Origin of the sequence: Candidatus Nitrosopumilus sp. (assembly GCF_040878665.1) — an archaeon.
In the GTDB taxonomy this organism is placed as follows: domain Archaea; phylum Thermoproteota; class Nitrososphaeria; order Nitrososphaerales; family Nitrosopumilaceae; genus Nitrosopumilus.
The window spans coordinates 1-6,873 of record NZ_JBBDLU010000004.1; the positions used below are offsets into that span (position 1 = coordinate 1).

Genomic DNA, 6,873 nt, shown 5'->3' on the forward strand with positions numbered 1-6,873 from the left:
TAATGTTGTAGTGAGTAATGTTGTAGTGAGTAATGTTGTAGTGAGTAATGTTGTAACTAAAAAATATTCAATATTTACAAAGGAATTGGAAATGCATCACCATATTCAACTTTAATGATTTGACTTTTTCCAGCTGGTAATGCACGTACATAATCATCTATAGGTATATTTTTTGCAATTTGTTCTTCTAACTTAGAAAATTCAATTCGAATTTTTTTTGCAGTTTCAACCATTTCCGAACCATGTGGTTCAATAATTGCATAACATGTAGAGTATTTTTTAATTGGTTCAGGAGGACCACATGTTAAAATATAATCATCATCTTGTTTAATGATACCCACAGCTAGTCTAAGAGTTTCAGACTTGATAAAATTTCTTTGTCCTTCAATTGTAAAAGATCCTTTTGGTAAAAATTCTCCACTAGGTGCAGATTTTTTTACTTGATCAGGATGTACCCAATAAGCACTAACACCATACATTCCTTCTCTCCATGCTCTACTAAAACAAACTGTCGCATGTGCAACTTCGTTCATACTTGTATCAGGTATATTTTCTGCATCTTTCAGAATAAAAAATGGTGAACCAAAAATATCACCATGAAATATTTTGTCATTTTTATCTAAATGCTTTCTAACTACAGCGGAGTTTGATGCAGCATCTCTTCCACCAATTGAAAGATATCCATCAGTTGTAAAGAACCATCTGTATCTTTCATACCAATTTTTCTTTCTAATTTCTGAAACTATTATTAGATCTTTTTCTGATTCTGTTTTACTCTGGAATTTTTCTAATTTTTTTTCTGTTTTCTCTTTAATTGTTTGAATAGAAGGTATTGCTGCAGATTGTTTTTTTGCTTCGTTGAACAATACTGATGCAATTGATTGAAGAGAAGATTGAGTGTTTATTTTTATTTTTTCATCTTGAATAGTAATTAATGAAATTCCTTTTTCATAAACTAATTTTGCATTGTGACTTGCTAGAATCTCTGTTGCAGTATTATCATTGATTGACACTATACCTAATGACACCATTTCAAAAAGAGAATTTGCAACATTGGTAATATTTTTTGATCGCTCTTTGACAATTTCAATAGCTTTTTCTTGTTCAGAAATCTGCATTTGTAATTCTTTAATTTTTTTCTCTGAACCGCTTGTTTGAACAGATGTTCCTTTTTGTATGATGTTTTCAGTAAAAACAGTATCTAATCCTTCAATGAAACTATTAGCGGATGTTATCTCTCCTTCTAATTTTCCTAATTTGAGAGGAAGGACTTCAGTTTTTTCATTTCTGACTATTACAGTTTCATGATTTCCTGACACTATATCTAAAACAATTTTTTTTATAGTTTCAAAAATTTTCTTTATTTCTTCATCTGAAAGTAAATTACCAATTCTTTTTCCATCAATTTCTGCAATTTCAAAAACTGCTTCAACATATTTTTTTGGTAAACCTAAAGTTCTTCCAAACCATTTCGCTGCAACCAAGTCTGTAGTTTTAAGAGTAACAAAATCAGATTCTTTTAGATTAAAAATATCTATATTATTACTTGGTGGCTGAACATATTCTAATCCAACACCTAGTTTTCTATGTCTAACATCTATTGAATGCTGTAATGCAAGAATTTTCATTTCGTTGTTACAAAGTAAAATATTTCCATCTCCAAAGAATTCCCCTACTAGTACAAACTCTTTTCCAAAGCCTTCGAAAGTAAAATATGCAATTCTCTCTGCACCAATTTGTTCTATTTTTTTTAATTTTAATCTGAGAAGATCACTTCGTAATCTTTTAAGTAATCTGTTTGGTTCCATTTGATCTATCTTTACTGTTGTTAACCAGACACCAGATGTTGAAATCATCATGAATAGATCATTTTTTTCTGTATGATGAAGTTTGAAAAGAATACTGTCTTTTGTAATTCCATAAATGTTGCTGATATAGTAGTCTTGAACTTGTTCTGTAATTTTATCAACTAAATATCGCAATTCTATTCCAGATAGTGTCATAATCATCCTTATCTTGTCTAAAATTATACTCTTGCTTTGATATGTTCGAATTTTGACCAAAGATATTAAACATGGTTTGTTTGAGACATGCTAGAAATTTACTTGGCAAAATTCAAAAAGAAAAAATCCGAACCTACAGTCGACCCTAATGATTCTAAAAAGGAGTCAGCCGATGTTCCTGAAATAGAAAAATCCGAACCGGTTCCAGATACACCTTCAGAAGATCCGTCAGTAAATGTTGCTGAGAAAAGTGAAAAAGATAGAAAACTAAATAAATTATTTTGGATGCGTGTTGCATTAGCTGTGATTGCAGGAACTGCAGCAACGTTTCTCTTTGAAAATATTGAGGGTGAAGATAGAAGATGGGCATCTATTGGATTTATGATCATAATATTTTTTGGAACTATTATAGTAGCCAAAAAAATGAATATGCAATTACCATCATCGGACAGAAAAAAAATTGTTACACAAGCTATTGGTAGCTATGTTTTCTTATACTTGTTTTCATGGATTGTAAGCTACACATTAACTCATTTAGGAAGCACAAGTAGTGTAATCAATATCTAGTTTAGAAATTAAAATGGTAATAGTAAATGTGGAAATTTAAAACACCCGGTATACCGGATGAAGAATTTGAAAGAACAGAAAAAGTTCCTATCACCAAAGAAGAAATTAGAGTTGTTCAAATAAGTAAAGCAAGATTAAAACCAGGTCAAATTGTTTATGATATTGGATGTGGTAGTGGTTCTATCTCTATTGAAGCTGCATTACAAGTAGAATCATCTGGTAAAGTATTGGCAGTGGATTATGATGAAAATGCTGTAGAATTAACTAAAAAGAATATAAAAAAATTTGGCTTGACAAATATTTCAGTAATTCATGGTAATGCCAAAGAAAAAATTTCAGAACTTGAAGAAGCTGATACCATATTTATTGGTGGAACTGGTGGCGACACTAAAGAGATGGTTGAATTATCTGAGAACAAACTCAAATCTGGAGGCAGAATTGTAATTGGGATCATCTTAATTGAGACTCTGTATTCTGTATTGCAAGTGTTAGACAAATTACAGTTTGAATCAGTTGATATTACTCAAGTTACCATATCTAAGAGCAGAAAAACTAGTACAGGAACTATGATGCTTGCAAGAAATCCTGTAACTATCATATCTGCAACTAAAATCTAATCTAGATTTTTAATTAGGAAGAAAATCATACTCTTTATGCCTGGATTAATTGGAATAGGAGTAGGTCCCGGAGATGTTGATCTGCTTACTGTCAAGGCCGTAAAGGCAATTCAGAATGCGGACATTATCATGTGTCCTGCTTCAAATGAAGATAGACCCAGCATTGCATTTGCTGTTGTTTCACCAATCATTGATAAATCTAAAAATCAGGAAATTGTAAAATTAATCTTTCCAATGACAAAGGACAAAGATGTTTTGGAAGCTACATGGAAAAAAAATGCAAAAATAATGGCTCAAACAGTTTTGAGTGGAAAAAATGTTGTGTATCTTACAGTAGGAGATCCTTTCTTGTATAGTACTTGGATATACATGCACAGAGATCTGAAGGAAAATTATCCTGATATGGACATTAGTGTTATACCTGGAATTGTCTCAATGTTTACATTTGCAGCTAAAGTCGGTGTAAGCATAGCCGAAGGTGCAGAAAAGGTAGCTATTATTCCATCATGCTATGATCTATCAAGTGTGAAAGAGATTGCAAAAAATTCTGAATCAATGATATTTCTCAAAGACGGTAGATACTTTGACAAAGTTATTGAAGTCCTAAAAGAATCTGGATTTCCAGATAATTCTATTTTTGCCATAGGACAAGATCTTGGAACAGAGAATGAAATTATAAGAAAAATGACTCTAGGTGAGGTAAATGATGATACATTAACGACAAAATATTTCTCAATCTTGGTGGTAAAACGTGTCTGATGTGTTTTTTGTTGGTTGCGGTCCTGGCGATCCAGAATTAATCACTGTTAAAGCCAAAAAACTAATTCAAAAAGCAGACATTGTTGTATATTCTGGTTCTTTGATTCCTGAACCAATTTTAAAATTATGTAAAAAAGGAAAACTATATGATGCTTCTAAACTAGTTAGAGAAGAAATTTTTGATCTATTATATAAAAATGCCAAAAAAGACAAACTAGTCATAAGACTACATGATGGTGATCCTTCAATTTATGGAGCCATTAAAGAACAGATTGATAATCTTGAGAAAAAAGGAATAAAATCAATAGTAATACCTGGTGTTACTGCATTTTTAGCCTCAGCAGCTGCACTAGGAATGCAATTAACACTTCCTGGAGTTACACAAACAATAATTGTAACTAGAGCAGAGTCAAGAACCAAAGTACCAAAACGTGAAAAAATCTCAGAGCTTGCAACACACAAAGCTACTTTGATCTTTTATCTTAGCATTCATTTACTTTCTAAACTTACCAAAGAAGCAATTGCAGGTGGATACAAAAAATCTACACCAGTTGCAGTAGTTTATAGAGCAAGCTGGCCAGATCAAAAAATTATCAAAGGAACATTAGGTGATATTGCTAAAAAAATTAAAGAAGAAAAAATCACAAGAACTGCAATTGTAATAATTAGTGATGTCATAGATCCTGAAACATATGAATATTCTAAACTATATGATAAAAAATTCAGTCACGGTTATAGAAAAGCTAAGAAGACAATAAATTAACTTTATTTTTTACTCCTATTTTGGTTAATTTTGCTTTGAATATTTTGGTATCTCCTGTTGCAAAAATCTTTAATGAATTTTTTTTTGATTGGTTATTTTTAATTTTTAAAAAGATTTTTTCTGCAACAATGTTTGCAGGATCTATAAAACTAATACTTGGATATTGTTTCTTTAATAATGATTTTAAAAATGGTAAATGTGTACTGGATAGTGTAATTGTATCTATATTATTTTTAGATAATACTTGATCAAGGGTTTTTTTAATTATTTTTTGACAATATTTTTGGTCTGAAATATATTTACCAGATTCTACTAGTTCAACTAATTTAGAGCCATTTATTTTAAAAAATTTAAGACTTGGTGGGAGATTATTTTTTTTAATGTACTGAGTTAATCCTTTGCTGTTTATAGCACTCTTTGTTGCCAATATTCCAATTTGTTTTGTTTTAGATTTTTTTTGAGCATCTTTTAGTGGTGGTTTTACATCAATAATTTTTTTGGTTGTTACATCCAACATAAGACTAGGTGTATTTGATGCAACAACTATCAAATCAGGAGAAAATTTTTCTTGTAATAGTTTGATAGTGTTACAAATTATAATAGATAGTTGAGTTTGAGATTTTTGTCCATATGGGAAATTCTCCTGATCTGCAAAATAGATAATTTCCGACTTTGTTATTTTTTGAATTGCTTTGATTATGGATAGTGAACCTAGACCTGAATCAAAAACTGCAATTTTAGCCATAAATAATATCAAAAATGATAGGTAATGTTTGTTAGCTAAATTAACCCCAAAGTCGATCTAAATGCACACCGGCTATTAAGACTAAATTTCTAAACATGCCATCATGCCAAACTTCGATAAGACTTGGGCTCATCAAGAGACCCAAAGCGTAACTGGCAAACTCCGTGAAGCAGTAAAGCCTCAAGGTGCATTAAAACCACGAATTCAAACTGCAGTAAACAAACTACAAGTCCAAATCTCAAAAATGGACTCTATGTTAGGTAAACTGCACGAAAGAGATGCGCAACTCTTTCAGAGAGTCGTGACTGCAATGCAGCAACACGATACTAGCACAAGTAGAGTTTTGTCCAACGAATTAGCTGAAATTCGTAAAGTTACAAAGATGCTCGGCAATGCAAGAATGTCATTAGAACAAGTCCAACTAAGACTGACAACTATTCATGATCTTGGTGATGCTATGGTAGCAATCGGACCAGCAATGTCTACAATGAAGGGATTGAAGTCATCGCTTGGAAGATTCATGCCAGAAGCTGATTCAGAATTGAACAGTATGACCCAGACACTTAATGGGCTTATGATGGATTCTCTTGCAGGAGACTCATTTAGTATGGAGTCTGGTGCCTCAAGTGAAGAGACCGAAAGAATTCTTCAAGAAGCATCTGCAGTAGCTGAGCAACAGATAGGAGATAAATTCCCATCTGTACCATCTTCAACTGGACTTTCGTCCCAAAGCTCTACATCAGCATTTGATTAGGGTAAAAAGACGAATAGTTCTTCTTTTTGTTTTATTTTTTAAAATTATTTTAAAATAATCTAAGTCAGAAAAAGAAAATAATTAAAATAGAGAAAATGTCATCCTTCAGATTCTTGATCGTATATAACTGTACATGACACAACATCACCAGCAAATGCCACAAACTGAGAAGTGTCTTGTGGCGGATTATTATTGATTGCACAGTCTATTGACCCAGGATTATATCCAAAAACATTATCAAGACCAATTATAGTGTATGTTGTTCCGGATACAATATTAGCTGGACCAAATGGCGATCCAATAGAAATTGATTGAGTTAGAGGCACATAGTTTATAATATTAACATCAAATGAAGAAGATCCTCCATCAAATGGTAAAACATTGACTGAAAGTGTTGGATGTGGAGATATGTTCACTGTTCTAGTTACTTGAGCAGCATTATTTCCTGAGCTGTCTGCACAGTTATAGGTTACTTGGTATGTTCCTACAATTGCAGTGTTAACATTAGAATTAGTTACAATATCTGCAATATTTCCATCAGTATTATCAATACATATAGCTCCTGCGTCAACATATGGGGTATCTAATTCTATTTGAACTAAAGGAGGATCATTAAGTGTGATTACAGGTACAGTTACATCGACAATATTGACTGTTCTAGTTAC

Annotated in this window: 8 protein-coding genes; 5 read left to right on the forward strand and 3 right to left on the reverse strand. The window is 31.9% G+C overall.

Annotated features, from left to right (window positions below; genetic code table 11):
• Positions 1–74 precede the first annotated feature (74 nt).
• Positions 75–2,003, reverse strand: coding sequence for a ribosome rescue protein RqcH (gene rqcH, locus WDZ98_RS03585; RefSeq protein ID WP_368057452.1), 1,929 nt, complete (start codon positions 2,001–2,003; stop codon positions 75–77).
• 102 nt (positions 2,004–2,105) lie between these two features.
• Between rqcH and WDZ98_RS03590 the strand changes: the two genes are divergently transcribed.
• Genes WDZ98_RS03590 through cobM form a run of 4 tightly spaced genes read left to right on the forward strand, consistent with a single transcriptional unit; the run spans position 2,106 to position 4,709 of the window.
• Positions 2,106–2,570, forward strand: a complete 465-nt coding sequence (locus WDZ98_RS03590; protein WP_368057472.1) for a hypothetical protein — start codon at positions 2,106–2,108, stop codon at positions 2,568–2,570.
• A gap of 26 nt (positions 2,571–2,596) precedes the next feature.
• Positions 2,597–3,187 carry a precorrin-6Y C5,15-methyltransferase (decarboxylating) subunit CbiT gene (gene cbiT, locus WDZ98_RS03595; RefSeq protein ID WP_368057450.1) on the forward strand — a complete coding sequence of 197 codons (591 nt, stop codon included), beginning with the start codon at positions 2,597–2,599 and terminating at the stop codon, positions 3,185–3,187.
• 36 nt (positions 3,188–3,223) lie between these two features.
• The gene (cobI, locus tag WDZ98_RS03600; protein WP_368057448.1) at positions 3,224–3,946 is read left to right on the forward strand and encodes a precorrin-2 C(20)-methyltransferase; all 723 of its coding nucleotides are present in this window, start codon (positions 3,224–3,226) and stop codon (positions 3,944–3,946) included.
• Positions 3,939–4,709 carry a precorrin-4 C(11)-methyltransferase gene (cobM, locus tag WDZ98_RS03605; protein WP_368057446.1) on the forward strand — a complete coding sequence of 257 codons (771 nt, stop codon included), beginning with the start codon at positions 3,939–3,941 and terminating at the stop codon, positions 4,707–4,709. The genes cobI and cobM overlap by 8 nt, the downstream gene beginning before the upstream one ends.
• Here cobM and WDZ98_RS03610 read toward each other — a convergent pair.
• Positions 4,690–5,454 carry a glutamate racemase gene (locus WDZ98_RS03610; RefSeq protein WP_368057444.1) on the reverse strand — a complete coding sequence of 255 codons (765 nt, stop codon included), beginning with the start codon at positions 5,452–5,454 and terminating at the stop codon, positions 4,690–4,692. The genes cobM and WDZ98_RS03610 overlap by 20 nt on opposite strands.
• A gap of 103 nt (positions 5,455–5,557) precedes the next feature.
• On the opposite strand from WDZ98_RS03610, the gene WDZ98_RS03615 reads away from it, so the two are divergent.
• A complete protein-coding gene (locus WDZ98_RS03615; protein WP_368057442.1) occupies positions 5,558–6,208 on the forward strand; it encodes a Snf7 family protein in 651 nt (216 codons plus the stop codon).
• Between the two features lie 98 nt (positions 6,209–6,306).
• Here WDZ98_RS03615 and WDZ98_RS03620 read toward each other — a convergent pair.
• Positions 6,307–6,873: immunoglobulin-like domain-containing protein (locus WDZ98_RS03620; RefSeq protein WP_368057440.1), on the reverse strand; the 567-nt coding region annotated here is incomplete at its 5' end.